Source organism: Herbaspirillum seropedicae, assembly GCF_001040945.1.
Lineage (GTDB): Bacteria > Pseudomonadota > Gammaproteobacteria > Burkholderiales > Burkholderiaceae_D > Herbaspirillum > Herbaspirillum seropedicae.
The window spans coordinates 554,449-581,216 of the sequence record NZ_CP011930.1; the positions used below are offsets into that span (position 1 = coordinate 554,449).

The 26,768-nt window shown below is 65.0% G+C and carries 26 protein-coding genes and 1 riboswitch; of the genes, 10 read left to right on the top strand and 16 right to left on the bottom strand.

Features of this window, described 5'->3' with window-relative positions; genetic code table 11:
* Positions 1–29: 29 nt before the first annotated feature.
* The 3 genes from ptsJ to ACP92_RS02530 all read right to left on the bottom strand — a co-directional run bounded on the left by ptsJ (position 30) and on the right by ACP92_RS02530 (position 3,130).
* A complete protein-coding gene (gene ptsJ, locus ACP92_RS02520; RefSeq protein WP_013232545.1) occupies positions 30–1,325 on the bottom strand; it encodes a MocR-like B6 salvage transcription factor PtsJ in 1,296 nt (431 codons plus the stop codon).
* A gap of 14 nt (positions 1,326–1,339) precedes the next feature.
* Positions 1,340–2,056: a glutamine amidotransferase gene (locus ACP92_RS02525; protein WP_013232546.1), complete on the bottom strand. Its 717-nt coding sequence runs from the start codon at positions 2,054–2,056 to the stop codon at positions 1,340–1,342.
* A 189-nt stretch (positions 2,057–2,245) separates the two neighbouring features.
* Positions 2,246–3,130, bottom strand: a complete 885-nt coding sequence (locus ACP92_RS02530; RefSeq protein WP_013232547.1) for a LysR substrate-binding domain-containing protein — start codon at positions 3,128–3,130, stop codon at positions 2,246–2,248.
* Between the two features lie 249 nt (positions 3,131–3,379).
* On the opposite strand from ACP92_RS02530, the gene ACP92_RS02535 reads away from it, so the two are divergent.
* Together ACP92_RS02535 and ACP92_RS02540 are read left to right on the top strand one after the other, a co-directional pair.
* Entirely contained in the window at positions 3,380–4,129 is a 750-nt protein-coding gene (locus ACP92_RS02535; protein ID WP_013232548.1) for an SDR family NAD(P)-dependent oxidoreductase, read from the top strand.
* 66 nt (positions 4,130–4,195) lie between these two features.
* Positions 4,196–5,233, top strand: a complete 1,038-nt coding sequence (locus ACP92_RS02540) for a TRAP transporter substrate-binding protein (protein WP_013232549.1) — start codon at positions 4,196–4,198, stop codon at positions 5,231–5,233.
* Between the two features lie 82 nt (positions 5,234–5,315).
* On the opposite strand, the gene ACP92_RS02545 is transcribed toward ACP92_RS02540, so the two are convergent.
* From ACP92_RS02545 to ACP92_RS02560, 4 genes are all read right to left on the bottom strand, one after another.
* On the bottom strand, positions 5,316–5,942 hold the full coding sequence (locus ACP92_RS02545) for a trimeric intracellular cation channel family protein (protein WP_013232550.1): 627 nt from the start codon (positions 5,940–5,942) through the stop codon (positions 5,316–5,318).
* Between the two features lie 110 nt (positions 5,943–6,052).
* Positions 6,053–6,262: a hypothetical protein gene (locus ACP92_RS02550; protein WP_041310055.1), complete on the bottom strand. Its 210-nt coding sequence runs from the start codon at positions 6,260–6,262 to the stop codon at positions 6,053–6,055.
* A 304-nt stretch (positions 6,263–6,566) separates the two neighbouring features.
* The gene (locus ACP92_RS02555; RefSeq protein WP_013232551.1) at positions 6,567–8,231 is read right to left on the bottom strand and encodes a methyl-accepting chemotaxis protein; all 1,665 of its coding nucleotides are present in this window, start codon (positions 8,229–8,231) and stop codon (positions 6,567–6,569) included.
* Between the two features lie 364 nt (positions 8,232–8,595).
* Positions 8,596–9,216 (bottom strand): hypothetical protein, encoded by a 621-nt coding sequence (locus tag ACP92_RS02560; protein ID WP_013232552.1) that lies wholly within the window; start codon positions 9,214–9,216, stop codon positions 8,596–8,598.
* 141 nt (positions 9,217–9,357) lie between these two features.
* On the opposite strand from ACP92_RS02560, the gene ACP92_RS02565 reads away from it, so the two are divergent.
* From ACP92_RS02565 to ACP92_RS02575, 3 genes are all read left to right on the top strand, one after another.
* A complete protein-coding gene (locus tag ACP92_RS02565; RefSeq protein ID WP_013232553.1) occupies positions 9,358–9,771 on the top strand; it encodes a nucleotide pyrophosphohydrolase in 414 nt (137 codons plus the stop codon).
* A 56-nt stretch (positions 9,772–9,827) separates the two neighbouring features.
* Complete coding sequence (locus ACP92_RS02570) at positions 9,828–11,405, top strand: methyltransferase regulatory domain-containing protein (protein WP_013232554.1); 1,578 nt, start codon at positions 9,828–9,830, stop codon at positions 11,403–11,405.
* A 178-nt stretch (positions 11,406–11,583) separates the two neighbouring features.
* Positions 11,584–12,417, top strand: coding sequence for a diguanylate cyclase (locus ACP92_RS02575; protein WP_013232555.1), 834 nt, complete (start codon positions 11,584–11,586; stop codon positions 12,415–12,417).
* Positions 12,418–12,535: 118 nt separating this feature from the next.
* On the opposite strand, the gene ACP92_RS02580 is transcribed toward ACP92_RS02575, so the two are convergent.
* The 5 genes from ACP92_RS02580 to ACP92_RS02600 form a co-directional block, all read right to left on the bottom strand.
* Positions 12,536–13,045: a hypothetical protein gene (locus ACP92_RS02580; RefSeq protein ID WP_041310058.1), complete on the bottom strand. Its 510-nt coding sequence runs from the start codon at positions 13,043–13,045 to the stop codon at positions 12,536–12,538.
* A 132-nt stretch (positions 13,046–13,177) separates the two neighbouring features.
* The gene (locus ACP92_RS02585) at positions 13,178–13,582 is read right to left on the bottom strand and encodes a DUF2325 domain-containing protein (protein ID WP_041310061.1); all 405 of its coding nucleotides are present in this window, start codon (positions 13,580–13,582) and stop codon (positions 13,178–13,180) included.
* A 109-nt stretch (positions 13,583–13,691) separates the two neighbouring features.
* Positions 13,692–14,399: a helix-turn-helix transcriptional regulator gene (locus ACP92_RS02590; protein ID WP_041311450.1), complete on the bottom strand. Its 708-nt coding sequence runs from the start codon at positions 14,397–14,399 to the stop codon at positions 13,692–13,694.
* Positions 14,400–14,510: 111 nt separating this feature from the next.
* Positions 14,511–14,882 carry a VOC family protein gene (locus ACP92_RS02595; RefSeq protein WP_013232559.1) on the bottom strand — a complete coding sequence of 124 codons (372 nt, stop codon included), beginning with the start codon at positions 14,880–14,882 and terminating at the stop codon, positions 14,511–14,513.
* 129 nt (positions 14,883–15,011) lie between these two features.
* Entirely contained in the window at positions 15,012–16,025 is a 1,014-nt protein-coding gene (locus ACP92_RS02600) for a bile acid:sodium symporter family protein (RefSeq protein WP_041310064.1), read from the bottom strand.
* Positions 16,026–16,136: 111 nt separating this feature from the next.
* Here ACP92_RS02600 and ACP92_RS02605 point away from each other — a divergent pair, with 111 nt between their 5' ends.
* The gene (locus ACP92_RS02605; RefSeq protein ID WP_041311452.1) at positions 16,137–16,985 is read left to right on the top strand and encodes a LysR family transcriptional regulator; all 849 of its coding nucleotides are present in this window, start codon (positions 16,137–16,139) and stop codon (positions 16,983–16,985) included.
* Positions 16,986–16,988: 3 nt separating this feature from the next.
* Here the strand turns inward: ACP92_RS02605 and ACP92_RS02610 are convergent, their stop codons facing one another.
* Together ACP92_RS02610 and ACP92_RS02615 are read right to left on the bottom strand one after the other, a co-directional pair.
* Entirely contained in the window at positions 16,989–17,387 is a 399-nt protein-coding gene (locus ACP92_RS02610) for a hypothetical protein (protein WP_041310066.1), read from the bottom strand.
* Between the two features lie 76 nt (positions 17,388–17,463).
* Entirely contained in the window at positions 17,464–19,101 is a 1,638-nt protein-coding gene (locus ACP92_RS02615) for a DUF342 domain-containing protein (protein WP_013232562.1), read from the bottom strand.
* Positions 19,102–19,352: 251 nt separating this feature from the next.
* Here ACP92_RS02615 and ACP92_RS02620 point away from each other — a divergent pair, with 251 nt between their 5' ends.
* From ACP92_RS02620 to mntP, 3 genes are all read left to right on the top strand, one after another.
* Positions 19,353–20,270, top strand: coding sequence for a cation diffusion facilitator family transporter (locus ACP92_RS02620; RefSeq protein ID WP_013232563.1), 918 nt, complete (start codon positions 19,353–19,355; stop codon positions 20,268–20,270).
* A 100-nt stretch (positions 20,271–20,370) separates the two neighbouring features.
* Positions 20,371–21,957, top strand: a complete 1,587-nt coding sequence (locus tag ACP92_RS02625) for a hypothetical protein (RefSeq protein ID WP_013232564.1) — start codon at positions 20,371–20,373, stop codon at positions 21,955–21,957.
* Positions 21,958–22,031: 74 nt separating this feature from the next.
* Positions 22,032–22,216, top strand: a riboswitch (yybP-ykoY riboswitch).
* Between the two features lie 7 nt (positions 22,217–22,223).
* A complete protein-coding gene (mntP, locus tag ACP92_RS02630; protein WP_013232565.1) occupies positions 22,224–22,805 on the top strand; it encodes a manganese efflux pump MntP in 582 nt (193 codons plus the stop codon).
* A 2-nt stretch (positions 22,806–22,807) separates the two neighbouring features.
* On the opposite strand, the gene ACP92_RS02635 is transcribed toward mntP, so the two are convergent.
* Together ACP92_RS02635 and ACP92_RS02640 are read right to left on the bottom strand one after the other, a co-directional pair.
* Complete coding sequence (locus ACP92_RS02635; protein WP_013232566.1) at positions 22,808–23,728, bottom strand: LysR family transcriptional regulator; 921 nt, start codon at positions 23,726–23,728, stop codon at positions 22,808–22,810.
* A gap of 70 nt (positions 23,729–23,798) precedes the next feature.
* Positions 23,799–24,752: a 2-hydroxyacid dehydrogenase gene (locus ACP92_RS02640; RefSeq protein ID WP_041310069.1), complete on the bottom strand. Its 954-nt coding sequence runs from the start codon at positions 24,750–24,752 to the stop codon at positions 23,799–23,801.
* Between the two features lie 400 nt (positions 24,753–25,152).
* Between ACP92_RS02640 and ACP92_RS02645 the strand changes: the two genes are divergently transcribed.
* The gene (locus ACP92_RS02645) at positions 25,153–26,607 is read left to right on the top strand and encodes an MFS transporter (RefSeq protein ID WP_013232568.1); all 1,455 of its coding nucleotides are present in this window, start codon (positions 25,153–25,155) and stop codon (positions 26,605–26,607) included.
* Positions 26,608–26,768: the final 161 nt, after the last annotated feature.

Sequence of the window (26,768 nt, forward strand, 5' to 3'; positions counted from 1 at the left end):
CACGCCTGTCCGCGCCATCAGCCCTGCCTTCAGCTCAGGCTGCGACGCAGATCGGCCGCGAGCTTGCCGGCGGCGTCAGCCTCCAGCGCCGAAAGGGTGATGCGCAAACCGTGTACGCGCTGCTGCACGGAAAAGGCTTCGCCGTGCCGCAGCAGCCAGCCCAGGCGCGCCATCGACAGGGCCGCGGCCTGGTCATCGCCGGAGAGCGCGATCCACAGATTGAGGCCATCGCCGCCGGTGGCGCATGCAATGCCCTCCTTGTGCAGCGCTCGCTCCAGCCGTTCACGTCGTGCTGCGTAGTCTGCGCGCGCTTGCTGCATCAGCCTGGCGGTGTCGGGTCGGCTCAAGGCTGACTCGATGCTGTCCTGGAGGAAATGACTGACCCAGCTGCCGCCCGGGCTCAGGCGTGTACGCAGCAGTTGCGAGGTGGCGGCGTCGCTTGCCACTGCCGCCACCCGCAGGTCCGGACCGAGCGCCTTGGAAAACGAACGCACCAGCGCCCAGCGCGGCGCAGCCGCAGGAATGACGGAGTGATACCGCGCCATGGAGGTCAGGGCAAAGTGATCATCCACGATCACCAGCACATGCGGATGTTTTTCCAGCAGCCGTCGTAGCGCCAGCGCGCGCGCCGCGCTCAGCGCGCAGCCGGTGGGATTGTGGGCGCGCGGTGTCAGGATCACGGCGCGGACGCCCTTGGCCAGCGCTGACCGCAGTTCGTCCACCCGCATGCCCTCGGCATCGACGCTCACGCCGACGGATTCCAGGCCCGAGGTCCGGATCAGATTGATGCTGGCAAGAAAGCAGGGGTTCTCCACCGCCACCTTGTCGCCGGGACGAAGATAGGCAAAGAGCAGGCGTTCGATCGCATCGACCGCGCCATGGGCCAGATCGACTTCGAAGCCCGCAGGACAATCCAGGCCACACCACTGGGCGATGTAATTGGCCAGTGCAGGATTGACCGTATCGGCGCCATACAGCCGCGGCTGATACGAGCGGCCCCGCCAGAGCGCGGCCAGATCAGGCAGCCAGCGCGGATCGGGATTGCCGTGGGCGAGGTCGATGAGCGTCGTGCCCGGTTGGCTGCCTTCCTGCTCTCCGGGGGCAGGCAAGCTGCGGATGCTCGTTCCCAGCCGGCGCTGGGTGCTGGCGATGCCCGCCGTGGACAGGCGGCGATAGGCCGCCGCCACCGTATTGCGATTCACGCCGAGCTGCTCGGCCAGCTCGCGCACGGGCGGCAATAGCTGTCCGGGATGCAGGCGCTGGGTCTGGACCAGGGTGCGCACGCACTCGAAGATTTCTGTCGCGGTCTTGCCGTGGATTTTCATAGGAGGCGACGTTCTCAGGAGAGGGCGCTCTGGGATGCTTCCAGCTTATCCAGCCAGTTCGACATGACAGCATGCGCCGCGCTGCGTAGATCCGTACCGAAGCGCTTCGCCTGTTCCCGCAGCGAGCGGGGATCGATACCGGCCTGGCCGAGCTCGCAGGCATGGCCGACCAGCCATTGGTTGATCCGTGCAGGATCAGCCTCGAGATGGAATTGCAGCGCCAGGACATGCGCGCCCAGCGAGAACGCCTGATGCGGACACACCGGCGTACTGGCCAGGCAGGTGGCGCCAGGCGGAATAGCGAACTGGTCCCCGTGCCAATGCAGGACGGGCTGTCCCTCCAGCGCGGCCAGGGGCGAGAGCCGGCCTTCCGTGCTCAGGTCGAGCGGTGCATAGCCGATCTCCTTGAGGCCCATTGGCGCCACCTCCGCCCCCAGCGCCCGGGCGATCAACTGCGCCCCCAGGCAGATTCCCAGGAGAGGCCGCTGCTGCTGGAGGCGGCGGGCGATGAGGTCGAGCTCCCTGAGGAGGAAGGGATGCAGGCCCTCGTCATAGGCGCCGATGGGACCGCCGAGAACGATCAGCAGATCTGCCTGTTCGGCAGCTGCCGTATCCGCTTGCTCGATGGTGGCGTCGATATAGCGCAGCCGGTAGCCGTGTGATGCGAGGAGGGAATCAAGTATGCCGACATCTTCGAAATGGACGTGGCGCAACGCAATGGCTTCTTTCATGGGATGCTCATCAGCGGAAGGTGGATGGGACGACTACGGCTGATATTCTAAGACAAAATGGATTATGTCCTAGGTCAAAATCGCAGCCACAGGAAAAAGTTGCGCCAAAATTCAAATCTGATGGCGCACCTGATAGTGAAACATGACGCAATCTTGCTCAGGGCATAGACCAGCCCGAGGGAAGACGGCTCAGGCTAGCGCAGCGCCACTCTCTTCCCGCAACCACTGCAAGAACAGCATTACCTCCGGCCGCGACTTGTTGCGCGCCGGACAGACGGCGTAGTGCTGGGTGATCTCCAGCGCCAGGCCATCCGCGAAAACCGGCTGCAGACGGCCGCTGGCCAGCGCCACCGCGCCGAAGGCGTCGCTCTCGAAGACCACGCCCAAGCCCTGCACGGCGGCTTCGATGCTCATCATGGCGCGGTCGAAACGCAAGGCGATGCGCTCGGGGCGCAGGTCCGGCGCATAACGGGCAAACCACTCGGGCCATTGCAGCAGGCTGCCGCGCGACTGGATCAGCGGGGCCAGCACCAGGTCGTCGGGCGTGTCGATCCGATGGCGCGCCAGGAAATCCGGACTGGCCATGGGGATGACCCGTTCCGACAACACCGCCTCGATCTCCAGATCCGGCCAGTGCGGCACGCCGCAGCGGATGTCCAGGTCCACCTGGCCAATCTCGAAATCCGATATCTCCGGCGAGGCCGACAGGCCCAGCGCGATATCAGGATGCCGTTGCGTGAACCGACCGATGCGCGGCATCAGCCACAGGCTGGCGAAGCTGGGGCTGGAATGGATCTGCAAGGAATTCTCCACCCCATGGCGCAAGTCGTCGGTGGCTGAGTTGATCGCGCCCAGCGCACCCGCCACCCGGTTCAGATAGGACTGCCCCGCCGGCGTCAGTTCCACGCCCTTGGTGGAACGCTCGAACAGGCGCAGCCCGAGCAGCTTTTCCAGACGCGCCACCTGATGGCTGATGGCCGAGGGCGTCAGGTGCAGTTCAGCCGCGGCCAGGTTGAAGCTCTTGCGGCGGGCGATGGCTTCGAACGCCATCAGGGAGGTCAGGGGAGGAATCATCGCGTCTCGGGCTCTTGTTTGTTCTGCTGCGCTACAGCACGTGCTGGCGCGGTCTTGCGGCCGATTTTAGCGCATCACTGCTGCAGATGATCGTTCGTCACATCACCATGACAAAGCATCACTTGTCCGCTGCGGATGAAAGCTCGAAGATCAGGCTCCAGAACCACAAGGAGACCATCGCCATGGCCCATGGCCCCTGGCGGGTGCTCCGGTGTTCCTCATTCGAACGCAATTTCTGGAGATCACACAATGCTGCTCAAGGACAAAGTCGCCATCATCACCGGCGGCGCCGGCCAGAACGGGCTGGGCTTTTCAACCGCACGCCTGATGGCCGCACAAGGCGCCCGCATCGTCATCCTCGACCTGGAACGGGCCGAGCCGGCCGGCGCGGCGGCGCGCCTGGGGGCGCAGCACCTGGGCCTGGTGGCGGACGTCACCGACAAGGCTGCCTGCGAGGCGGCGGCCGCCGCGGTGCTCAAGCAGTTCGGTCGCATCGACATCCTGGTCAACAATGCCGGCGTCACCCAGCCGGCCAAACTGCTCGAGATCACCGGCAAGGACTACGACCGCATCCTCGACGTCAGCCTGCGCGGCACCCTCTACATGTCGCAGGCCGTGCTGCCCGCCATGCAGGCGCAGCAGAGCGGTTCCATCGTCTGCATCTCGTCGGTGTCGGCGCAGCGCGGCGGCGGCATCCTGGGCGGGCCGCACTACTCGGCGGCCAAGGCCGGCGTGCTGGGACTGGCGCGCGCCATGGCGCGGGAGTTCGGCCCGCAAGGCATCCGCGTCAACTGCATCACGCCGGGGCTGATCTCCACCGATATCAACAAGGACATCCTGAGCGCCGAGAAGAAGGCCGAGATCGCCCAGACCATTCCGCTGGGCCGCCTCGGTGGCCCGGATGATGTGGGCGGCGTGTGCGTGTTCCTGGCCAGCGATCTGTCGCAGTATTGCACTGGCGTCACGCTGGACGTCAACGGCGGCATGCTGATCCATTGAGTTTTTCATGCGCCGGCCGATGTGCCGGCGCGGCTTCATCTATTAGAAAATCACAGGAGACAAGAGATGAACGACGAGCGCGCTAAGAAGCAGGTCACACGCCGCAACATGCTGAAGGCCGGGGCGGTGGGGGCCGCCTTGCCATTGTTTTCCATCCTCAGCCGGCCCGCCAGTGCGGCCGAGTTCAGTTATAAATTCGCCACCGGCCAGGACCCCTCGCATCCGGTCAACAAGCGCGCCCAGGAAGCCATCGACCGCATCCGCAACGCCACCAATGGCCGCCTGGAGATCAAGCTGTTCCCGGCCAACCAGCTGGGATCGGATACCGACCTCATGTCGCAGGTGCGCAATGGCGGCGTGGAATTCTTCAACCAGGCCAATACCGTGCTCTCCACGCTGGTGCCGGCAGCCGGCATCGTCAATACCGGATTTGCCTTCCATGATTACGGCGCGGTCTGGAAGGCCATGGATGGTCCGCTGGGGGCGCACGTGCGCGCGCAGATCGAGAAGGTCGGCTTGCTGACCATGTCCAAACCCTGGGACAATGGCTTCCGCCAGATCACCACCTCGACCAAGCCGGTCAGGAATGCGGGCGACGTCAAGGGCCTGAAGCTGCGCGTGCCGGCCGCACCGATGCTGACGTCACTGTTCAGCGCACTGGGCGCGAGCCCCACGCCGATCAACTTCAATGAAGTCTATTCCTCGCTGCAGACCAAGCTGGTCGAGGGCCAGGAAAATCCCTTGGCCATCATCAGTACTGCGCGCCTGTACGAGGTGCAGAAGTTCTGCACCATCTCCAACCATGTGTGGGACGCCTACTGGATCCTGGGCAACCGGCGCGCCTTCGAGAAGCTGCCCAAGGACATCCAGGAAATCGTGCGCCGCGAACTCGACAAGGCCGCCAGCGACGAGCGCGCCGATATCGCCGCGTTCTCCGGCTTTGCCCGCAACGACCTGGCCAGCAAGGGCTTGCAGATCGTCGAGGCCGACAAGGATTCCTTCAAGGAAGCGCTGGCCCGCGCCAACTTCTACAAGGACATGCGCGCCAAGTTCGGCGAAGACGCCTGGAAACTGCTGGAAGGCAGCGTCGGCGCGCTGGGCTGAGCGCCACGACCACACCAGGTAGCGCTGACAGGGATGAGCAGGGCCACAGACGTGCGCATCTGCGGCCCTTCTTGCATGCGGCTCAGTCAAAGCCGCGCACGCGATCCTTGTCCATGCGCGGCAACTCCCAATGGAAGCGGATGGCCAGCAGGCGCACTGCAAAACCCAGCAGCAGCGAGCTCATCGTGGCAATGCGCGGATCGACCTGCAGATGCAGCACGCCCACATAGGTCGCGCCGGTCAGCAGCGAGACGCTGGCGTAGATTTCCCGGCGCAGCACCAGCGGGATTTCATTGCAGAGCACATCGCGCAGGAGGCCGCCAAAGACCCCGGTGACCATGCCCAGCATCACCACGATGGCGGGATGGAAGTCGGCAAAGCCGCGCGCGATATCGCAGCCGATGACGGTGAAGGCCACCAGGCCCAAGGCGTCGACCACCAGGAAGGCCGACTTGAAATGATGCAGCGCCCGCGCCGCCACGGCGGCGACGACTGCCGCGCAGATGGTGAAGGCCAGGTATTCCGGATGCGCCACCCAGCCCAGCGGATAGTGGCCGATCAGGATGTCGCGCATGGTGCCGCCGCCCAATGCCGCGACGGTGCCGATGAGGCAGACGCCAAAGATATCCATGTCCTTGCGGATGCCCATGAGGGCACCCGAGATGGCTTCGGCGCAGATGGCGATCAGGTAGATGGTGTGCAGCAGCATGGCAGGTCCGGGCAGGCCGGGAGAGTCGGATTGCCGCGATTATTGCATGACTGCCATGCATGCAAGCAATGCCAGGCGTGCCAGACTTGCCAGGCATTGCTTGCGCAGGTTCAGGCGCTGGTGTCGATGATGTTGCCGATCGCCTTCACGCCCGAGGAAACGCTGTCGGCCACCGCGTGCGCCGCCGAGGAAACTGCATCGGCGGTGGCGTCATAGGCGTCGCCGATCTCGTCGCCCACTTCGGAGACGACGTTCTTGATCGGTTGCACGATGCTGTTGTAGAAGCTGCTGTTGCCGGAAGAGACGGATGAGATGCTCATGATGGACCCCTGTGTGTAATTAACGATGAAACCGGTCGTTCCATAGTTGATAGGCGACCGGATGTTCATCATAAGGAACACGGGTATCAAGCAAAAGGCGCATCCCGCCAGAAACGGGTAAAGATTTGCAATTCCCTGTAAAGCGGTGCTGGCTGCCTTTGCAGGTGCTTTGGGAATGCTCTTTTCAACGCTGTTTTTTACGCTTTCCTGTACGCGCTCTTGTCCGCTCTGTTGTCCGCCCCTTCGCCGGATCACGCGGCGCTGATCGCTGTTGCATGATCAAGCGCCGCTGAGCGTTTCTGCACTATCGCGCCAAGGCCAGCTTGCGAGGTCCCTGGCTGGCAGGCGGCAGGGCCACGCTGGTATCCGGCGCGACATTGGCTGCACGGCTGACCGCGTAGCTGATCTTGAACACGGACACGGCCTGGCTCAGCTTGACGGCCTGGTCGCGCAGGTTCTCGGCGGCAGCGGCAGCCTGTTCCACCAGGGCGGCGTTCTGCTGGGTGGTTTCGTCGATGGCGTTGACGGCCTGGTTCAACTGTTCGATGCCGCCGCTCTGCTCATTGCTGGCCACCGTGATCTCGGCCATGGTGACGGCCATGTTTTCCACAGCGCCGCCGAGTTCGCCCATGGCTTGCGCGGTTTCGCGCACCAGCTGGTTGCCGCTTTCCACCTTGGCGCGCGAATCATCGATGAGGCCCTTGATGTCCTTGGCCGCCGCCGCCGAGCGCTGCGCCAGCGTGCGCACTTCGGCCGCGACCACGGCGAAGCCGCGTCCTTGCTCGCCGGCCCGGGCCGCTTCGACGGCGGCGTTCAGGGCCAGGATATTGGTCTGGAAGGAGATGCCGTCGATCAGGCCAATGATGTCCACGATCTTGTGCGAGGCCGCGTCGATCTCTTCCATGGTCCGGCCCATGCGCTGCACCGAACTGCCGCCGCGTTGCGCGATGGCCGAGGCCGATTGCGCCTGGCGATCGGCGTTGGCGGCGGAGTCGGCGTTCTGGCGTACGGTGGCGGCGAACTCTTCCACGCTGGAGGCGGTTTCTTCCAGCGCCGAGGCCTGTGCTTCGGTGCGTCCGGACAAGTCCATGTTGCCATTGGCGATCTCGCCGGTGGAGATGGTCATCGATTCGACGTTGCGGCGCACGTCGCCGATGATGGCGCGCAGGTTGACGTTGAGCTGCTGCAACGCCTGCAGCAGCAATCCCATGTCACCGCGTGCGGTGGTGTCGATGTGTGAATCGAGGTCACCGCCAGCCAGGCCATGCACGGCCTTGATGGCTCTTTGCAGCGGCGCCACGATACTGGCGTGCAGCATGGCCCATGAGGCCAGCAGCATCAGCGCACCCGCTGCCGTGCCCAGCCAGACCGCAAAGGGGCTGCCACCGGCGCTCATGACGGCATTGCCCGCCACGGCGCCCCCCAGGATGAACATCAGGGTCAGCACGCCCATCGTCCAGCCCAGCCGGCGCGCCACCGGCAGCTCGCGCAAGCCCTGCAGCCAGCCCGTCAGGCCGGTGCGCACCACGGCTCCGCGATGCACGCGCAGACCGCGCGCCTGGCCTGCGGAAAACTTGCGATAGGCCGCCTCGGCAGCCTGCACCTGTTCGCGCGAGGGGCGCGTGCGCACCGACATGTAACCCACGGCGCGGCCATTCTCGCGCACCGGCGTGACATTGGCCTGGACCCAGTAGTAGTCGCCGTTCTTGCAGCGGTTCTTGACCAGGCCGTTCCAGGGCAGGCCTTCCTTGAGCGTGGCCCACATGTCGGCGAAGGCTTCGCGCGGCATCTCCGGATGGCGCACGATGTTCTGCGGCGCGCCGATCAGTTCTTCTTCCTCGAAGCCGCTGATCTCGATGAAGTAGGGATTGACGTAGAGAATGTTGCCCTGGAGATCGGTCTTGGAGACGATGGACTTGCCATCCTCCAGGAGCCGTTCGGTGGTGGTGATTGGTAGATTTTTGCGCATGCAAGCCCCCGTAGCCTGGTCGGGTCGGCGCTAGCAGCGCTGACCTTCCCCCCTCTTTGATGAAAGCTGCGACGCTTCTTTCCCAAGCGTTGCAGCCCCGATATTCCCCTGGTTGAAAAAGACGTGCGTGATTCTCAACGCCTTGCATTACCGTTGGCCTTGTGGTCGGCCTGTTTTCGGTAATGCGGAAAAAACACTCGGTACTGAATCTATACTGCCGGGCGCCGCTTCAATCCGCGAAACAAGGGGGGCAAAGGCGGCATTTCATCCTGCTTGCACCTGCGCGGCCGGGAGGCGCGACGCAGGTGTTTGATGCCGGGAAAGATTGTCCGGCATCAGCATCTGGCCAAGGGGCTGGGGACGGCTACTGGCGCGGCTGTACCTGGAACAGCACGCCCTGCGGCACCAGTTCCACCGACAGCAACTGGTCGGCCACCACTTCGCTCATGCGCTGGCCGGGATTGTCCAGCGCCACGGTGGTCAGACGGGTGATCAATGGCAACAGTTTTTCCTGGCCGGCGTCGACGAAGCTGCGCGCGGCGCTGGCGGCGCAGACCAGGAATTCCTCGCGCGCTCCCGGAGTCTTGTTGGTCAGCATGACGCCGACGTTGCGTAACTGACCACTCTTGTTGAGGGTGCCGATGATGGTGGTCTGGGAAGGGCCGACCTGGGTATCGAGCACATATTCATACTGGCCAGGATGCAGCCGGCTGGCGTCGAGCATGTAGAGATGGGCCATATGCTCGGGGTCATCGACTTGCATTTCGGTCAGCACATCGCGCAGGCGCTGGTTGAAGCGCCCTGCGAACTCCTTGGGCGTCACGCCCAGCGTGGTCTGCGCCGCTTCATGCGCGGCCAGTTGCTGGTCGATGCTGCGGTCGCAGCCACTGAGCAGCAGCGCCGAGGGCAGGCCCAGCAAGGCCGCCAGCAGCAGGGCTGGCACGGGCCGGCGCAACGGGGAAGGCAAGGGTCTCGGTGTCGGCATGGTGGTCCTGATGTCGCGGTTTGATGACATTGTGCATGATGGCACGTTCGTACAGGCTGTTCCAGATCAAGCCCGCGTCAGCGCTTGTGTGGGTTGGTGATAAAGTACGCAGCTGACAATCCCTCTACCCGACGCCACGCCATGAATGATGCCACCTCTGCTGCTCCCATCTCGGACCTCCACGAACTGCGCGTGATGATCCGTCAGTTTTGCAGCGAGCGGGACTGGCTGCGTTTCCATACGCCCAAGAACCTGGCCATGGCCTTGTCGGTCGAGGTCGCTGAACTGCTGGAGCATTTCCAGTGGCTGCCCACTGGCGCGGATCACGAACTGGACGACGCCGCTCGCGAGGGGATCCGCCATGAGATGGCCGATGTGCTGGTCTACCTGATCCAGCTGGCCGACCACACCGGCGTGGACCTGCGCAGCGCCGTGCTGGAAAAGATGCAGCTCAACGCCCGCAAGTATCCAGTCGAACTGGCGCGTTGCAAGGCTGACAAATACACCACGCTGGGCGCTGCATCGGCCACCTCAGCTTCCGGCGGCGATCGTTAGACCGCGCCTGCCCCTTCCATTTCCGATCCGCCCACGCCACCCGCCGGGAGCCCCTCTTGAACAACTGGAATGACGGTTACGTTGTCGATATCGCCTACACCTATGGCTACTACCCGGGCATGAACCCGGCGCGCCTGCCGCTGGCCTTTGCCTTCCACGGCTTGCAGGCGCCGGCCGTGCAGACCGCCTGCGAACTGGGCTTTGGCCAGGGGCTGTCGAGCAACATCCATGCCGCTGCTTCTACCACGCGCTGGTGGGGCAATGATTTCAATCCACGCCAGGCCGCCTTTGCCCAGGAGCTGGCGGCCGCCAGCGGCAGCGGCGCGCAACTGGAGGATTCCAGCTTCTCGCGCTTCTGCCGGCGCGATGACCTGCCCGATTTCGATTTCATTGCGCTGCATGGCATCTGGAGCTGGGTGTCGCAGGAGAACCGCGACATCATCTTCGATTTCATCGACCGCAAGCTCAAGCCAGGCGGCGTGCTCTACATCAGCTACAACACCCAGCCGGGCTGGTCGGCCTTCATGCCGCTGCGCGAGCTGCTGGTGCAGCACACGCAACAGTCCGGCAACGAGGAGCAGGGCCTGCCCACGGCGGCCCGCATCGATGCCGCGCTGGCCTTCGCGGCGCGCCTGTTCGAGGCCGATCCGGTCTATGCCCAGGCCAATCCCTTCATGCGCGATCGCCTGAAGGTCTTGCAGCAGCAGAGCCGCAGTTATCTCGCGCACGAGTATTTCAATCGCGACTGGCATGTCGAATCCTTTGCCGACATGCATCGCCGGTTCAGCGGCGCGGGGCTGGAATTTGCCTGTCCGGCCCATTATGTCGATCACCTGGACATGGCCAACCTGACGCCGGCCCAGCGCCAGCAGCTCTACGAGATCACCGATCCGGTGCTGCAGCAGAGCGTGCGTGACTTCATGGTCAACCAGCAGTTCCGGCGTGACTATTGGGTACGCGGCGCGCAAGCGCTCGATGACCGGCAGCGGGTGCAGGCGCTGGCCCTGCAAAGCGTGATCCTGTTGACCGAGCCGGACAAGGTGCCGCTGACGATACAGAACGTGGCCTCCGAGATCACGCTCAACCGTCTCATCTACGAACCCATCCTGCAGGCCCTGTCGGATTACCAGCCGCATACGCTGGTGGACCTGGCCGCCTCGCTGGCGCATCGCAACCTGAACCTGGCGCAGGTGCTGGACTCGGTGCTCATGCTCATTGGCACCGGTCACGCCGCGCCGCTGCCAGCCGAGCCCGATGCCGCTACCCGCGCCCAGATCGAGCGCCGCACCGGCGACCTCAATGCCTGGCTGTTGCAGCGCGCCGCCCTGGCCTCGCCCGCCGGCGAGCAAGGCGAGGAGGGCGAGATCACCCATCTGAGCAGTCCCGTCATCGGCGGCGGTGTGCGGGTCGATCGCGTCGAACAGTTGTTCCTGCTGGCGCGGCAATCCTGCGGCGATGACGTGGATGCCTGGCCGGCGCAGGTGTGGCGGTATATCGCCGCGCAGGGCAAGCGGCTGCTGCGCGAAGGCGTGCGCCTGGAGGGGGAGGCCGAGAACCTGGCCGAACTGGCCACCCAGGCGCGTCTGTTTGCCCGCACCCGGCTGCCTTTGCTCAAGGCCCTGGGGGTGGTCTGAAGGCGGGTGGCGGCGTATCCCGGCGCAGTCAGGAGATGACCGGCGCTGCCCCCGGCATCTGCGCGTTGCGTCGCAGCGTGCGAGCCTGTAGCATCTCGGCTGGCCGCATTGCCGGCCATCACTGTCGCGCCAGCAGCCCGGGCGCCGCAATTGTTCCCAAGGAAAATCGGTGTCGCCTATGTCCCTGTCGCAAACGCTCCAAACACGTCTGAGCCTGGCCACTGCGGCCATGGTCCTGCTGACCGCCGCCGTTCTGACCGTGCTTGCCACGACCGCGCCGGCCAGCATGGTGGTCGCCGCCATCGCACTGGTGCTGGCGGCGGCGTTGCTGTCCTGGCTGCTGTTGCGCCAGTTGCTGCGGCCGCTGTCCGGACTGGAAGCCAATCTCCAGGCCTTGCAGCAGGAACGCGTGCAACTGGTGGAAGAGCGCGATGACGCCCGCGTCCATCTGGAAGAAATGGAAAAGACCCTGGCCCGCGTGGGCCTGGAAGATGCGCTCACGGGGCTGGCCAACCGCCGCCAGTTCGAGCGCGGCCTGCTGGAAGAATTCAACCGCGCCGCCCGCACCAGCCTGTCGCTGGCGGTGATCATGATCGACATCGATCTCTTCGACGAGTACAACGACAGCTATGGCCGCATGGCCGGCGACAAGGTGCTGCGCCGGGTCGGCAGCGCCATTCGCGATACCAACGTGCGTCCGGAAGACCTGCTCTCGCGCTTTGGTGCGCAGGAGATCGCCGTGCTGCTGCCGGGCTCGCGCCTGGAAGGGGCGCTGATCGTGGCCGAGCGCATCCGCAAGTCGATCGAGCTGCTGGACATCCCGCACAGCGCCAGCCCGACCGGACGCGTGACCATCAGCATCGGCATTTCCTCGGTGGCCCCGCAACGGCAGGTCGATGAACCCGAGACCGTCTTGCGCGAAGCCGAAGAATCGCTGGCGCTGGCCAAGTCGGCCGGACGCGATTGCATCCGCACCGTGGAAGACCTGCGCAGGATGCGTGGCCAGGCCTGATACTTTTACACTTCAGCGCTTCAGCTCTTTAGCTCTTCAGCAAAAGCAAAACGCCGGCCGTCAGATGACGGGCGGCGTTTTGTTTTTTTCTGTTGCCAGCTCGGCGCCGACATCAGCATCAGGGCGCCGGCTGCTCCGGTCCCGGCACCAGGAACTTGGACTTGGCGCAATACATCTTGGCGTTGATATCGTTGTAGACGATCTTGCTGCCGGCCTGCGACTGCCGCATCGGATAGGCCGAGTCATCTTCCGGGGTGAAGCGTATGCCCAGCGCGGCCTTGATGGCGTCGCTCAGCTTGACCGGGGTGGTGTTGAAATAGGCGCCGATGAAGTCGGCCTGGCTGTTGCCGTCATTGACCAGGAAATCGGTAGCCTGCATGCCCCACAGCGTGACATTGGTGGCCTTGAACCAGTAGGCCCCGCCCTCGGTCTTGTAGGGCGGCCCGAAGGCGGCGAACAGGTAATCATAGAAATACTTGCTGTTGAGCTGGTTCAGGCACAGCAAGGCATTGCCGACCTCGATGCCGAAGCTGGGTTGCGGGGCAGCCTGCGCGGCCGGGGCCAGCGCGGCCGCGCAGGCCAGCATCAGCGCCGGCGCAGCGGCGGCCAGACGACGTACGATTTTCAAGCGGACTCCCAGGAAATTGCCTGTTTGGCATGGGTCAGATGGGTCGGTAATGCCGTCGATGACGGCCAGGGAGTCGATTGTAGGGGGCTTTTGCCGATATTCCAATCGGCATGATGTCAGCTTGCTACCACCTCAGCTGCGCCGCCGGATCACGCGGTCGCCGCGCGCCGATGGACCATCGTGCGTGGCCTGGGCTTGCGCCAGGTGGCCCAGACCATCCAGAAAGGAGGCGATGCCAGTCCCCTTGACCAGCACGCAGGGCTTGCCCAGCTTCTTGCAGGTGCTCTTGACCAGGTGATAGGCGTTGTGACTGATGTTGCCCGAGGCGCAGATGACGATATCGGCGGCGGCCAGCATGGGAGTGAGGCGGTGCAGGTTGTCCTCGCGCCCGCCATCGTGATGCAGGAAGCGGCCAGCGCGGGTTTCGATCTGGGTGCGGTAGTGGTTGCGGGCCCCGGTGAGACCGCCCACGCACAGCACGCAGCGGTCCTCCAGCGAGACGTTGGCAAGGGCAGGGGAAAGCGGGGCAGCGTGCATGGCGACAGACTCCGTGGCAGTGAGAGACATGCCAGCCTACGTCCTGCCTGGCCGCGTGCGAACGAATCAATTCGCAGCAGCATATGCGCTTTGCGTGTTTGCGCCCGGGTCAGGCCGGTCCTTGCGCACGGGCCTGGCGCACCTGGCGCTGCATGGCGCGCACGAAGTCGGGCAGGCGGCGGCCATTACGGTCAGGATAATGACCTTGCTCGCTCATCTGTTGCACCCGGTCCAGCCGGAACGAGCGGAAGTCTTCGCGCGCCTCGCACCAGGCCGCCAGCAGCCAGGTACCGCCGAAGAAGGCCAGCGCCAGCGGCCACACCACCCGCTGGCTGGCGCGCTGCTGGGCGTCGCTGTAATCCAGCAGCAGCTTGTGGCGGCTGCCGATGGCCTGGCGGATCGCCTCCAGCCGTTCGCCCTGTCCGCATTCATCCGGCACGGCCGGTGCAAACAAGGGCGTGGCTTCGACGAAATCGCGTTTTTCCTTGGGCAGGGCCAGCACTACCTTGGCCAGCGCCGACGCCGCCGATGCACCCAGTTGCGGGCCACCCCAGGCCTGCACCATGCGCATGCCGATGACCAGGGCGTCGATTTCGTCGGCATTGAACATCAGCGGCGGCAGGTCATAGCCGGGCTTGATGCGATAGCCGACGCCGGCTTCGCCATCCACCGGCACGCCCGAGAGGGAGAGGTCGCGGATGTCGCGATAGATGGTGCGCTCGGACACCGACAGCCAGGTCGCCAGCTGGCGGGCAGTGGTGAGGCGGCGTCCGCGCAGGTATTGGGTGATCTGGAAGAGGCGGTCGGCTCGACGCATGGCAGGGGCAGGGAAACAGGATGCGCGCCATTCTGGCATGCCGCCGGAGCAATGACCACCGGCTTCGATGCTGCTGTGCAAGGTGCGCGCATCCTGCTCTCCTGCGCCCCTTTAGTTCATCGCATGCAGCGCCAGGCGATTGCCTTCGCTATCGATGAACTGGGCGATGTAGCCGATGTCGTTGGGCAGCTGGAAGCGTTCCATGACGATCTCACCGCCGGCCTCGCGCACCCGGTCCAGCACGGCCTGGATCGAGGGGCCGGCATCGAGGTAGATCAGCGTGCCCTGGCGGCTGGGCTCCAGCCAGCCGGGGCCGGTCAGGCAACCGATGGACTGGCCGTCATCCCGCACGAAGATGGCCATCGGGCCTTCTTCGGACAGCTGTTCCTGGCGCAGCTGGGTGGCGAAGACGGCTTCGTAGAAGCGGGTGGCGCGCTGCAGATCCTTGGTGGCGATCTCGAACCAGTTGACTTGGGTTTGCATGATTCTTCCTTGTTCTGTTGAGGGATGCGTAACATGCCGGTTGGCATGCGACGCATCATGCGCGAGGGCTACTGACACCATCCTGTCAGTAGCCCTCGCCAAGGAAGAACAATGGGCTGCCGCTGGCCGTCAGCGCGAGCCGGCCAGGGTAGCGGCGCGCTGCGAGGAGGCGTCATCCGCATCGAGATGGTCTTGCTGGGCCGCATAGCGCCGCGCCAGCACCGCGCACAGCATCAGCTGCATCTGGTGGAACAGCATGATGGGCAGCAGCACCACCGCCGCGCCACTGCCGGCAAAGAGCACCGAGGCGATGGGAATGCCCGAGGCCAGCGATTTCTTGGAACCGCAGAAGACCAGCACGATCTCGTCGCCGCGCGGCATCTTCAGGGCGCGTGCGCCATAGGTGGTGATCAGCAGGACCGCGCCCAGCAGCATCGCATTGACCAGCACCAGCAGCGCCAGCTGGCCGGGCGGGAACAGGTGCCAGATGCCCTGCGCCACCGCAGCGCTGAAGGCGGCGTAGACCGAGAGCAGGATGCCGCCACGATCGACCACGTTGACGATCACCTTGTGGCGGTTGATCCAGTCGCCTATCCACGGGCGCAGCAGATTGCCCAGCACGAAGGGCAGCAGCAGCTGCAGCAGGATGCTCAGCACCTGCGACAGGCCATTGGCTTCATGGTGACGGTGCAGCAGCAGCGTCACCAGCAGGGGCGTGACCAGGATGCCCAGCAGGTTGGAAGCGGTGGCGCCGCAGATCGCCGCCGGCACATTGCCGCGCGCAATCGAGGTGAAGCCGATCGAGGATTGCACCGTCGAGGAGAGCGTGCAGACGAACAGCACGCCCATCCACAATTGCGGCGTGAGCAGGTCCGGCGCCACGGCCTTGAGCCCCAGGCCCAGCAGCGGGAACAGCAGGAAGGTGGAGCCCAGCGTGAGCAGGTGCAGCCGGGGCTGCTTCAGGCCTGCCAGCGCGGCTTCGCGCGAGAGCTTGGCGCCGTGCAGGAAGAACAGCAGCGAGATGGCCACGTTGCTGGCCACGTGCATGAATTGCTCGAAGCTGCCCGTGGCGGGGAAGAGCGTAGCCAGCAGCACGGTGCCGATAAGCAACTGGGTGAAACGGTCGGGGAGAAAGCGGTTCATGGCGGACTCGATGGAAGGATGGGTTTGTCCTCATCATAGGAAAAGCCATGCCCATCGGGAACCCCTCTGATAACGTTGACTGTCATCGGAAATGCCGATGATAATGCCGCCATGCTCAATCCCATATGGCTACAGACCTTCAGCACCGCCGCCAGCTCGGCCAGTTTTACCGAGGCGGGCCGCCAGCTGGGCCTGACCCAGTCCACCGTCAGCGACCATATCCGCCGGCTCGAAGAAAGCCTGGGCCGGCGGCTGTTCGTGCGCGATACCCATTCCCTGGCCCTGACCGCCGATGGCGAGAGCCTGCTGGTGCATGCGCGCCTGATCCTGCAGGCGCACGCCCGCGCCGAGGCGCAATTCAGCGCCCCGCGCCTGCGCGGCCGGGTGCGCTTCGGCACCTCCGATGACCTTGCCATGGGGCCGCTGCCGGACATGCTGGCGGCCTTCCGCAGCCAGCACCCCGAGGTCGAGCTGGAAATCACCATTGGTCTCACCAGCGACCTGTATGCCTCACTGGACCAGGGCAAGCTCGACCTGCTGGTGGGCAAGCGCCGCAGCGGCGAGTCGCGCGGCCACAGCATGTTTTCCACCCCCATGCAATGGCTGACCCGCCCGGACACCCTGGTGGACCTGGCCGAGCCGCTGCCGCTGATCCTCTTGCCCGAGCCCAGCATCACCCGCGCCGCCACCCTGCAGGCGCTAGGCAAGTCGGGGCATCACTGGCGCATCGTCTGCACCAGCGGCAGCCACGCCGGCTGCATGGCCGCAGCCCGCGGCGGCCTGGGACTGGCGGCCTTGCCGCAGCACCTGGCCTCGCGCGACCTGGTGCCGCCGCTCAATCACGCAGCCTTGCCGGCCTTGCCCGATGTGGAATATGTGGCGCTGACGGCGCGCCGGCTATCGCGTCCGGCCGATACGTTGTACCAGATCCTGATGGCCAGCCGCCTCAGCCGCAACTGAGCGCTACTGTGCGTCTATGATCCGTTGCGGCGCATCCAGCGCACGGATGCGCCGGTCCACGAAGTAGCCGCCGGCCTCCATGTAGCGCAGGTAGTGGCGGCCGCACCGCGTGCAGCGGGCGATATTGCAGCGGTTGTAGGGATACCAGCGGGGTGCGATGGGCGCCTCGGGCGAGGCATAGCGGGTGCCGTCGGGATGGTATTCGGTGAAGGTGGGTTCGTCGTAGGGATCGACGATGAGGGTGGCGATATCGTCCAGCTGCGTTTCCGGCAACGACAGCGGCAGGCTGATCCAGCCGCTGCTGTCGCTGGCGCGGCAGTTGCAGTCCTGCGAGACGGCTGCGCTGCGGGCCGCCAGTTCGCGTAGATGCGCCAGGTCGGCGAGGGGAAGCTGATCTTGCATGAGCGTCGATGTCAGCCTGTGGATAAGATCAGGTGGAATGACATAAATGATTTATCCACAGGCCTGGATGAACATCCTATTTCTTCGGGTTGTAGCGGATATCGCCTTCGAACAGCTGGGCCGTGCCGCCGCCCAGGTCCGACTGCACCGGCCACACTTCATGGCCGATGCGCAATTCCGTGCCTTCATGGACGGCCTTGGCCACGATGATGCGCGCATCTTCAGCGGCGACCATGCCTTCCTTCATCTGGCTCACTTCTTCCAGCAAGACCTTGACCTCGTAGGCCAGCGCCTTGCGCTTGTCGCTGGTCTCGTGCAGCAGTTCGGGGGTGGCCTTGTCGGGATTGAGCTTGTAGTAGCTCTGCTGCTTGATGGTGCGGTCCAGCTCGGCCACCTTGCGGCTGTATTCCTGTTCCTTGATGGCGATCTTTTCTTCCAGGTAGGGATCCAGGCCGACCTGTATGCGCGTGTGCGCAGCGGTGGGCGCACCGATGACATTGGCGCGGATGATGTTGGTGGCTTCCACGCGGCCGCCGATGATGTGGCCGGTGCGCGGATTGCCCTTGCCCACCGTGATCTCGTTGCCGGCCAGCAGTTCGCAGTGGCGCGCGTTGCCCAGCACCAGGATGTCGTCGGCGGCTTCGATGTGGGCGCTCTCGGCAAACATCACCTGCACCGATTTCTGCGAGCTGATGCGCGAGGCGATGGCCGTGGTGCCGGCGCCGGCGGCCACGCCTTCGCTATGGCCGATCACTCCGCCCTTGACCGTGACGCTGCCGCCGGCCACGATCTCGGCCGCTTCCACGGTGCCATTGACCACCACGTCGCCGCCCACGTGCAGTTTCATGCCCGTCATGACGTCGCCCGAGACCCGTACCGTGCCCTCGAAGGTGAGGTTGCCGGTGGAGAGGTCGACGTTTTCCACATCGATGACCGGGTTGACCTTCACGCCATTCTTGATCAGTGAAGGCTGGCCCGGCACCATCGCGATGAGCAGGTCAGGGTCGTCCGGACTCGGTTCGGCGCCCACGCATTCCTTGGCAAAGCCGATGTCGGCAATCGGACGGGCCGGCACCTTGCCGCCGCGGATGTCGATGCCATCCTGGCCCGGCACCGGCGGGATGCGCCGCATCAGCGGATCACCCACCGAGACCTGCAGGATGTGGCCCATGTCGGCATAGGAGACCACGGCGTCCTCGTCGATGTCGGCCAGCTCTTCTTCCTTTTCTTCCAGCAGGCTCTCGAAGCGCGCCGGCTCGGCCGGGGTCGGCATGAGGCCCTGGGCGATCACCAGCTTGTTGCACTGGCCCGCCGAAAGGGCATGGCGCAGCGTCTCGTGCAGGATGCCGTAGCTGATGCCGGCAGCGCGGATGGCGTTGACTACTTCCACGCTCTTGGCGCGACCGCCATAGGGCGGCACCAGGGTCAGCGACGCCGTCATCAGGTCATCGGCCACCTCCAGCGCGAATTCGCCATCGCGCCGTTCGGCGATGACCTGGCTGACCGCCTCCTTGGCCCCTTCGGCCTTGCGCACGAAGGCGTTCAAGACCGAATCCTGGAAGAACAGCTTGGTGAGGCCGTGGTCCGTCATGGCCTGTTTCAGGAAGGCCAGCGTGAGTGGCGGAAAGCCCTCCATAGGCGTAAACGTGGCGCTCAGTTCGCCGCTGGCCCTGTCGAACGCGAACGACAGTGGTTGCGGGTTTGCTTGGTTCATGCTGGTCCTCGATGAATGGCTGCACCGGGTCGGCCGGGTATCATGCGCACCGTGAGCGGTAGAGGAAGGCGGGCAATCGTTGGCGCTGTCACGCATTCTGCCGCCGCCCTTGCTCTGGCCGATTGCCGGCCTGTCGCCCCCCACGGTGCGCTACGACCGTCATTGTAATGTGGCAAGATGATCTAGTAATTTGACTGTAAGCACAAGTTTTGACGACTTTCGCTCTAGATTAGGCTCTTATCGTTAGTTTTATGTTAAGTACCCAAATAGAAGACTTCAAGGCCGACGATGCCCGCCATCGCGCCGGCCGGACCAGTACGCTGGTCAGCATCCTGGTCAACATCGCCCTGGTGATCCTGCAGGTCACGGCGGGCGTGTTCTCGGGCTCGCAGGCGCTCATTGCCGACGGCATCCATTCCCTGTCCGACCTGGTGTCGGATTTCGTCGTCCTGCTGGCCGGCCATCACAGCCGCAAGCAGCCTGACGACGATCACCAGTATGGTCACCAGCGTTACGAAAACGCCGCCTCGCTGGCGCTGGGCGCGCTGCTGCTGGCCGTGGGCGTGGGCATGCTGTTTTCGGCAGCGCAGAAGATCCAGGCCTATGGCCATACGCCGCCGGTGCATGTGGCCGCGCTGTGGGTGGCCCTGACCGCCTTGCTGGCCAAGGAACTGCTGTTTCGCTACATGTTGCGCATCGCCGAGCGGGTGCGCTCCAGCATGCTGGTGGCCAATGCCTGGCATGCGCGCTCGGACGCCGCCTCGTCGCTGGTGGTAGCGCTGGGCATCGTCGGCAGCCTGGCCGGCTTCACGCTGCTGGACCCGGTCGCCGCCGCCGTGGTCGGCCTGATGGTGGTGCGCACCGGCTGGGGCTTTTTCTGGAGCGCCCTGCATGACCTGATGGATCGCGCCGTCTCGGCCGACGAAGCCCAGGCCATCCGCGCCACCCTGCTGGCCACGCCTGGCGTACAGGGCGTGCATGATCTGCGCACCCGGCGCATGGGCGACCTCACGCTGGTGGATGTGCATCTGGAGATCGATGGCGCGCTCACCGTCACGGCCGGCCACGCCATCGCCACGGCGGCGCGCCGACGCGTGCTCGATGCGCATCATGTGCTCGATGTGATGACCCACGTGGATCCGGTGGAGTCGCCGCACCCGGCTGCCTAGACCAGCAGAGACGCGGCGTATCGAGACGCCCCGTGCGTCCAGCTAAAGAAGCGGCGACAGGGCACCGTTAGAGTGCTATCGCTTCTTGTTTCTTGCGCTCATGAGTCCATTGACCTCGGTGTCGTCGGCACCGGCCTATCTTCCCGCCGCAGCAGTGGCGCCAGCCGCCAGCGCTGCGAGTACTGCATCGACCCCATCGAGCCCATCGACGTCATCAACGACTTCCTCCGCCGCTGCGCTCGGCGTGCGTCCGTCCGCCCCTGCGCTGTCACTGTATTCTGCTGACGGCCGACTGACTGCGCCGGCGGTCTGGGAACAGCGGCAGGACGACCCGCTCTCTGCGCGGCTGGCCCGCAACCTCGCCGCCAGCGATACGGCGGGCCGCTGGAGCGGACTGGGCAAGGCCCTGCTGGACCAGGCCAGCGTGAGTAGTTCGGTCTATTCGCAGTCGGTGCTGCTGTCGGCCACCGCCGCGCAAGGAGACGATGGCGTGCATGCCATCCTGCGTGACCAACTGCACCGTTTCGCCAGCCAGCGGATCGCCCTCACGCTGACCACTAACGCCGGGGCGCGCATCGACGTGCAACTGGGAGCCAATGCGGAGGGCGTGGCCGTCGATTTCAAGGTGTCCCAGGGCAGTCTCAGCGACGAAGACCGCGCCGCCGTGACGGCCCTGGGCGAAGCCTTCGACCAGGCCATCCAGGGGCTGGCCGGACGTCCGCCCACCCTGGCGCTGGACAAGCTGATGCAGTTCGATACGCACCAGCTGGCCGCGCTTGATTTCACCGCCACGCTGGGCGATGACCTGAGCCTGCAACTGCAGATCGACGGCAGCCAGCGCAGCGTGACCGCCCATACCGCTGCCGGCGCCATGAAAGTCGGCCTGGACGCCACCGCGGCCCCCGTGACCGGCAGCGCCCAGCAACGCCAGCGCGCCATTGCCAGTTACCTGGAACAGTTCGACGCCGCCGCCCGGCGCGGACAAGGGGACGCCGGCCTGATGGCCCTGTTCAAGGACGCCTTTGCGCAATTGCATGCAAGCGCCACCGCGCCTGTGCAGGACCACACGCCTGCGCTGCTGGCGGCCGACGCCACGGATCGCGGCATGCTTTCCGGGCTGGGGGATTTCAGCGCCTCCATCACCGGCAACAGCGCCTGGCCCAATCCCTTGCGCCGTGACGAGGTCGATGGATTCGACTATCAGGTCTCGCAGCGCACCAGCTTGTCCGGCGCCGGCCAGGCCGATCGCAGCATCGTGCAGCAGGCGCAGTCGCGACTGAAGGCGTCCTACCATCAATCGCTGCAGCCCGACCTGCCCCTGCAACTGGACAGCACCCGGCAATCGCAGAACTACACCTACCACCAGATCGATGACCGCGCCGACAGCCAGCTGGAAATCGGCTATCGGCAAGGTTTCATGACGCAGGCGCGCCTGCGCCAGTCGGCCAGCCAGGACAGCCGGGTCAGCAAGTACGTGCTGGGTGAGCTGGTCAGCCAGACCCACACGCCCTTGCAGGCGCAGATCGTGCGCGACTTTGCCGCCCAGTTGCAGGATGGCAAAGAAGCCCGTGCCGCCGACGGCGCCTATCGCCGCAGCCGCCTGCTGGACGGCATCAGCGAGCTGGGCCTGTTGCAGAGCGACCCGCAGCGCGTGCGCGCGCATGGCGCGCAGTGGCTGACAGAATGATGACCTTGCACGCATCCGTGCGTGACAGCAACAGTGCCAGCACAGCCTTGTACAAGCCCGCCGCCATGCGCTAGAATGCGGCCTTCTCTTTGGGGAGTAGCCAGCTTCCGGATCATCCGGAAGAGCCCGTGTCAACATTCTCGGCAGCAGCAGCTGCCGTGGCGCGGGTAGCCAATCGGTAGGCGAGACCATAGACGTTTCCTGCGGCCAGGCTGGGCGCGCAGGCGCGTCCATGGACTTTTCGCCCGGCCAAGGAATCCCCGCTCATGAATTTCCCCGCTCTCGTTCTCCTCGCGCTTGCGATGTCCACTGACGCCTTTGCGGCAGCCATCGGCAAGGGCGCCGCCATGCAGAAACCGCGTTTCCTGCAGGCCCTGCGCATCGGCCTGCTGTTCGGCGTGATCGAAGCCATCACGCCCCTCATCGGCTGGTTCGCCGGTTCGGTGGCCACCAAATGGGTCTCCCAATGGGATCACTGGATCGCCTTTACGCTCTTGCTGGTGCTGGGTGTGCGCATGATCCGCGAAGGCATGAGCGACGATGATGAAGACGAGGACGCCAGCGCCGCCCCGCAAAAGCAATCGGTGGTGATGCTGGCCTTGACCGCCGTGGCCACCAGCATCGACGCCATGGCCGTGGGCGTGGGCCTGGCCTTCATCGACGTCAACATCCTCGAAGCAGCCCTGTTGATTGGCCTGGCCACCACCACCATGGTCACCATCGGCGTGATGGTCGGCCGCGTACTGGGCCACCTCATCGGCAAGCGCGCCGAGATCATCGGCGGCGTGGTGCTGATCGGTGTGGGTGCGGCGATCCTGTATGAGCACTTGAGCCGCGCGGGCGGTTGAATTCAGCGCGCCGTGGCCGGGCGCAGCCTGGCTGCGCGCGCGGCGCAGTAATCGGCGGCCATCAGGCGGAAGGCCGTGACCGCCGGATTGTCCTGGTCGGGCCGCCAGGCCATGCTCATCTCGGCGCGCGGCGCTTCGTCGGCCAGCGGGCGGAACTCCACCCGGTCGTAATGGAAACGCTGCGCCGAGGCCGGCAGGATGCCAACGCCCAGCCCGGCGCGCACCAGCGAGAGGATGGTGTGGCTCTGGTCGATGTACTGGGTGAAATCGGGTTTGACATCCGCCGCCCCCAGCATGGCCATGATGCGTTCGTAGAAATACTTGCCATGCGTGGGCGAATGCATGATGAAGGGCTGGCCATCGAGCTGGGTGGTGGCGATGCGGTCGTAGGCGGCCAGCGCATGACCCTGGGGCATGGCCAGCACCAGCGCTTCCTCGTCCACCAGTTGCAGTTCCAGCGGCTGGCGTGATGCGACTGGCCGCAGGAAGCCGATGTCGATGGTGTTGGCAGTGAAGGCTTCCAGTTGCGCGACCGAAATCAGTTCGAAGAGCACCACATCGATCTCGGGCAGGCTGGTGCGCGCCTGCATCAGCAACTCCGGAATCAGCTCATAGCCCGCCGCGCCGGTGAAACCCACCCGCACGCGCCCGGTCTTGCCTTGGCTGGCGCGGCGCACCGTGCTCTCGGCTTGTTCAGACAATTGCAGCAGGCGCGACGCATCGGCCAGGAAGACGCGGCCTTCGGTGGTCAGCCGCACCGTGCGGCCGACCCGCTCGAACAATTGCACGCCCAGCCTGTGTTCCAGCAGATGGATCTGCCGCGACAAGGGCGGCTGGGTCATGTTCAGCAGCGCCGCCGCACGGCGGAAATTGAGTTCGGTCGCAGCGACCACGAAACAACGGACTTGAGCCAGATCGAGCATGAGGATTCGCCGGTAAGGGGAGCGCCTGCATTATAGGCATGGCCGCTCCCGGGCGCGGCCATGATCCGCTTCAGGTGGTGAGACTGCCCTCGGGGCGCTGTCCCGCCAGGCCTTGCGCCAGGCTGGCCAGCACCATCTCGCCCATGGCCGTGCGCGATTCCACGGTGGCGCTGGCGCGGTGCGCCTGCAGCACCACCTGGTCCATCTGCAGCAAGGCGGCCGGCACGTTCGGTTCATCCACGAACACATCCAGTCCTGCCCCGGCGATCACGCCGCGCTGCAGCGCATCCACCAGGTCCTCTTCCACCACCAGCTTGCCGCGGGCGATGTTGATGAGGATGCCTTCGCGTCCCAAGGCGTCGAGCACGGCCGCATTGATGATGCCCTGCGCCTTGTCGGCGGCGGCGGCCAGTACCAGCACATCGCTCTCCCGCGCCAGTTGCAGCAGTTCCGGCTGGAACGCGTAGGGCAGGTCCTCCATGGCGCGCAGGTCGGTATAGGTGATCGGACAGCCGAACGCGGCAGCGCGCTGGGCGATGGCGCGACCAACCTTGCCCATGCCGACGATGCCCACGCGCTTGCCGCTCAGGCGCCGCGACAGCGGGATGGCCGTGGGCGACGGATGGCGCACCCAGTCGCCGCGCTGCACGAAGGCATGGCCCGGACAGATCTGCCGGCTCACCGCCAGCATCAGGCCCAGCGCCAGGTCGGCCACATCCTCGGTGAGTGCGCCGAAGGTGCCGGTGACCGGCAGCCCCTTGCTGCGGGCGTGGTTCAGGTCGACCGCGTCGGTGCCGACACCATTGACGGCCACCACCTTCAGGGCCGGCAGACTATCCATGAGCGCATTGCTGATGCCGGTGTGGCCACCGGTGATGACGCCTTCGATGACGGCGCCGTGGCGCGCGATGTAGGCCTCCTTGTCCTCCTGCTCGAACAGGCGGTGCATGTGGTAGAGGCTTTCGAGCTTGTCATTGATGGCCGGGACCAGGATGGGATTGAGCTGCAGCACGTGGCGTTTCATGAGGGGACTCCTTCTCGTTCGATGGCAATGCCGGCGGATGATGCGGGCATTCCGGCGGCACGTCCAATCCGAAAAGGCTATCAATTGATTCAGGAAATGGTGGTAGATCCGGTATCAATATCCCTCCCTATCGATTCAATCTGCACATCACCTGATAGCCAGAAAAGATTGGACGCCATGCAAGGGCGCGGCCATGATTCCCGGCATCGGCCCCCAAGAGAGCCGCGATGAACGCCGGGCGCCAACAGATCCCGCACGGGACGCATGACAAGGCCCGCCACCGCACTGGAGACAAGCATGAACCTGGGATCACCCCCGCGCCGCCACCCGCTGCCGTCCTGAGCGCGCCTTGCCGCCGCCATAACGATAACCACGAGACACGCCTTCAAGGAGCCCGACAATGCATCATGTCGACGCCGCCGACCCGGTCGGCCGCGGCAGTTCCGCCGCATCCGTTGCACCCGCTGCATCCGCCGCATCCAATGCCCCCGCCGCCGCTCAGATCGGGCAGAAGCCGACCCGTTACCGCTGGGTGGTGATGGGCCTGATCTTCCTGATCTGGGCCATCGCCTGCGCTGACCGGGCCAATTTCGGTATCGCCTTGCCCTACATGAAGAAGGAATACGGCATCACCAATACCGAAGCCGGACTGATCGTGAGCCTGTTTTCGTTTGCCTATGGCCTGGTGCAGATTCCGGTCGGGCTGATGTACAAGCGCCTGAGCGAAAAGACCACCGGCATTCTCTTTTCCGTCTTCATGCTGCTGACCTCGCTCTTCACCGGGCTCATGGGCACGACCTCTTCGGTCTTGCTGCTGCAGCTCTACCGCGTGGGGCTGGGCTTGTCCGAGGGACCGCTGGGCATCGGCTGTACCAACGTGATCAACCGCTGGTTCCCGCCCGAGGAAAAGGGCACCGCCACCGGCCTCTGGATTGCCGCCTCCAAGCTGGGCCCCCTGATCGTGCCCACGGTCTGCATCATCGTCATCCAGCTCTGGGGCTGGCGCGAAATCTTTTACGTATTTGCCGTGCCCGGCATCTTCCTGGCCATCCTGTGGTTCTTCCTGGTGACCAATTCGCCCTCCGAGAACCGTTTCTGCAATGAGGCCGAACGCCGCTACATCACCCAGGATGTCGCGGCCGGCCCCGCCACCGCCACCGCCAGCAGCCGCGCCCATGTGGGCGCGCAAGTGACGCCGATGCCCTGGCTGGACGGCATCAACCGCACCCGCCGCGTGCCACGCCTGGAAACGCTGCGCCAGGTGTTCACGTCCTGGAACGTGATCGGCGTGGCCATCGGCTATGGCTGCATGATCGGCATCAGCAATATCTTCATGTCGTGGATTCCGACCTACCTGGTCACGGTCAAGGGCTTTGCCTCGGTGAAGATGGGCTTCCTCGCCTCGGCCCCCTTCATCGGCGCGGTCGCCGGCAACATGCTCGGCGGCGTGATCTCGGACCGCCTGCTGGGCGGCCGCCGCAAGCCCATGATGCTGCTGGGTGCGCTGGGCACGGCCCTGATGACCCTGCTGCTGGTGGAAGCGCCCGACAGCGTGCTCTACCTCGGCGCCATGCTGATGCTCTCGGGCCTGATGCTGGGCATCGGCTTTGCCGGCTACTCGGCCTATCCCATGGGCCTGGCAACCAAGGCCACCTATCCGGCCGCCTTCGGCATCGTCAATTCGCTGGGCCAGATCGGTGGCGCCTGCGCACCGCTGGCCGTGGGGATGTTGCTGGACCGCTATGACTGGAGCAGCGTCTTCCTCTACATGGTGGGGACATCGCTGCTGTGCCTGGCGCTGCTGCTGAGCGTGGTCGAGCCGATCACGGTGAGGAAGGCCGGGGAGGAAGCCTGAGCGCCATCGGCCCGGGATCATCGGGACGGGCGAACAATGTTGCGGGTGAATAATATCTCATCGATATTAATAGGAATCGAATTATATATTGGACAAATGGAAGCACCCGAGGCACCCTTACGGTCCCTTTTTCCCTAAGCCGCCTCTGAGGAGACACCCAT

Coding starts and splice junctions, on each gene's coding strand:
- ACP92_RS02590 (WP_041311450.1), bottom strand. CDS start 14,399: ATGCGTCGAGCCGACCGCCTCTTCCAGATCACCCAATACCTGCGCGGA.
- ACP92_RS02575 (WP_013232555.1), top strand. CDS start 11,584: ATGTCCCTGTCGCAAACGCTCCAAACACGTCTGAGCCTGGCCACTGCG.
- ACP92_RS02605 (WP_041311452.1), top strand. CDS start 16,137: ATGCTCAATCCCATATGGCTACAGACCTTCAGCACCGCCGCCAGCTCG.
- ACP92_RS02560 (WP_013232552.1), bottom strand. CDS start 9,216: ATGCCGACACCGAGACCCTTGCCTTCCCCGTTGCGCCGGCCCGTGCCA.
- ACP92_RS02645 (WP_013232568.1), top strand. CDS start 25,153: ATGCATCATGTCGACGCCGCCGACCCGGTCGGCCGCGGCAGTTCCGCC.
- ACP92_RS02555 (WP_013232551.1), bottom strand. CDS start 8,231: ATGCGCAAAAATCTACCAATCACCACCACCGAACGGCTCCTGGAGGAT.
- ACP92_RS02585 (WP_041310061.1), bottom strand. CDS start 13,582: ATGCACGCTGCCCCGCTTTCCCCTGCCCTTGCCAACGTCTCGCTGGAG.
- ptsJ (WP_013232545.1), bottom strand. CDS start 1,325: ATGAAAATCCACGGCAAGACCGCGACAGAAATCTTCGAGTGCGTGCGC.
- ACP92_RS02620 (WP_013232563.1), top strand. CDS start 19,353: ATGTTAAGTACCCAAATAGAAGACTTCAAGGCCGACGATGCCCGCCAT.
- ACP92_RS02600 (WP_041310064.1), bottom strand. CDS start 16,025: ATGAACCGCTTTCTCCCCGACCGTTTCACCCAGTTGCTTATCGGCACC.
- ACP92_RS02610 (WP_041310066.1), bottom strand. CDS start 17,387: ATGCAAGATCAGCTTCCCCTCGCCGACCTGGCGCATCTACGCGAACTG.
- ACP92_RS02535 (WP_013232548.1), top strand. CDS start 3,380: ATGCTGCTCAAGGACAAAGTCGCCATCATCACCGGCGGCGCCGGCCAG.
- ACP92_RS02625 (WP_013232564.1), top strand. CDS start 20,371: ATGAGTCCATTGACCTCGGTGTCGTCGGCACCGGCCTATCTTCCCGCC.
- ACP92_RS02640 (WP_041310069.1), bottom strand. CDS start 24,752: ATGAAACGCCACGTGCTGCAGCTCAATCCCATCCTGGTCCCGGCCATC.
- ACP92_RS02595 (WP_013232559.1), bottom strand. CDS start 14,882: ATGCAAACCCAAGTCAACTGGTTCGAGATCGCCACCAAGGATCTGCAG.
- ACP92_RS02525 (WP_013232546.1), bottom strand. CDS start 2,056: ATGAAAGAAGCCATTGCGTTGCGCCACGTCCATTTCGAAGATGTCGGC.
- ACP92_RS02635 (WP_013232566.1), bottom strand. CDS start 23,728: ATGCTCGATCTGGCTCAAGTCCGTTGTTTCGTGGTCGCTGCGACCGAA.
- ACP92_RS02615 (WP_013232562.1), bottom strand. CDS start 19,101: ATGAACCAAGCAAACCCGCAACCACTGTCGTTCGCGTTCGACAGGGCC.
- ACP92_RS02545 (WP_013232550.1), bottom strand. CDS start 5,942: ATGCTGCTGCACACCATCTACCTGATCGCCATCTGCGCCGAAGCCATC.
- ACP92_RS02550 (WP_041310055.1), bottom strand. CDS start 6,262: ATGAGCATCTCATCCGTCTCTTCCGGCAACAGCAGCTTCTACAACAGC.
- ACP92_RS02530 (WP_013232547.1), bottom strand. CDS start 3,130: ATGATTCCTCCCCTGACCTCCCTGATGGCGTTCGAAGCCATCGCCCGC.
- ACP92_RS02565 (WP_013232553.1), top strand. CDS start 9,358: ATGAATGATGCCACCTCTGCTGCTCCCATCTCGGACCTCCACGAACTG.
- mntP (WP_013232565.1), top strand. CDS start 22,224: ATGAATTTCCCCGCTCTCGTTCTCCTCGCGCTTGCGATGTCCACTGAC.
- ACP92_RS02540 (WP_013232549.1), top strand. CDS start 4,196: ATGAACGACGAGCGCGCTAAGAAGCAGGTCACACGCCGCAACATGCTG.